The following is a 1,123-nucleotide window of genomic DNA, read 5'->3' as shown; positions in this document are numbered from 1 at the left end:
GGGCCAGGCCCTGTACCTTGCAGGCACCCGTCATCTCAAGGATGGAAACGGCGACGACGCATGCGCCACGACAGCTCAAGCCGTGTTCGTAAAGAACAACGGAAAGATGACTCGTCTCGGCACGCTCCCTAATCAGCCCACTGCCGTGGTGACCGCTGATCGGCAGTATCTGATCGTGCCGGTCGACTGTGGCAAACGGGTCGGTATCTGGGCCATAGGCGTGAAGCTCGAGCAGGTCGGCTATCTCGATAACGGCTACGAGTATGGCGGCTAGCATGCGAAATCTTGTGGTTTTCCTCCTGTTAGCAGCCCTTGCTGCAAACGGTGCTTCAGCTGCATCCGGCCAACAGGCGGAGAACTCGCCGCCTGCGTCTGCTAAAGCGACGGAGGTTCCCTGCGAAGGCGCCACCTCACCCATACCGGGCATCGATGCCCGTGGGGACATCGACTCGGACGGACACGACGAAGTGGCGGCCGTGACGTACTGCGGGGCGGGCGATGACATGGAGATAGTCGTTTCGAAACTTGACTCAGAGGGAGTGAAGCGCGCCATTGCAGCCACGGGGACGTGGGGCCGCGACAACGTGCGTCGCAATCAGGTCACCCTGCAGCCGGGATCGTTAACTTACTCAACAAACTGCAACGGCTCGTGCGGAGATCAAACCTGGTCAGAAGACTTTACGTTCCGTTTCGAACGAAAAGCCTTGGTTCTCGTAAGCATCGATCAGTCATGGTTGAACAGTGACGGCAGCGCCTACGGAACCAGGATCAATCTCTTGAAAGGCTACGCCACTCACTTCCGCAAGAAGGGCTCGAGAGAGGTTGAGCGTCGCACTACGTTCAAGCCTGCCACTGTTAGCTTCAACGAGTTCAGCCTGGATGCGATGCACGACGTTATCGACTCGACCCCTGGCATGCACGGGTATGTCGACGAGCATTTTCATTTTAGGGAACAGTGATGACAAGGACGACGGGGACATCGGTCCGACGGAAGGCCACAATCTGGGCACACAGGGCAGCGATCCTCCTGTCGTTCTCGATGATCGGAACGGCAATGGGAGCTCCGCGCTGGGATCAGGGCGTGTTCTACGGCCCAGGCGGCGTCGGCACCGGAGGGATATTC

2 protein-coding genes are annotated in these 1,123 nt (G+C 58.8%); both read left to right on the top strand.

What is annotated here, in order from left to right:
* A partial coding sequence (locus AC1DT2_RS24145) for a hypothetical protein (protein WP_477299251.1) occupies positions 1-274 on the top strand: 274 nt, incomplete at its 5' end.
* 1 nt (position 275) lies between these two features.
* Positions 276-959 carry a hypothetical protein gene (locus AC1DT2_RS24140; RefSeq protein WP_477299249.1) on the top strand — a complete coding sequence of 228 codons (684 nt, stop codon included), beginning with the start codon at positions 276-278 and terminating at the stop codon, positions 957-959.
* Positions 960-1,123 lie beyond the last annotated feature (164 nt).

Source organism: Luteibacter sp. P4_E6 (genome assembly GCF_056401535.1).
The sequence above is the reverse complement of the archived record's forward strand: the minus strand, read 5'-3'. Positions and strand labels throughout refer to the sequence as shown.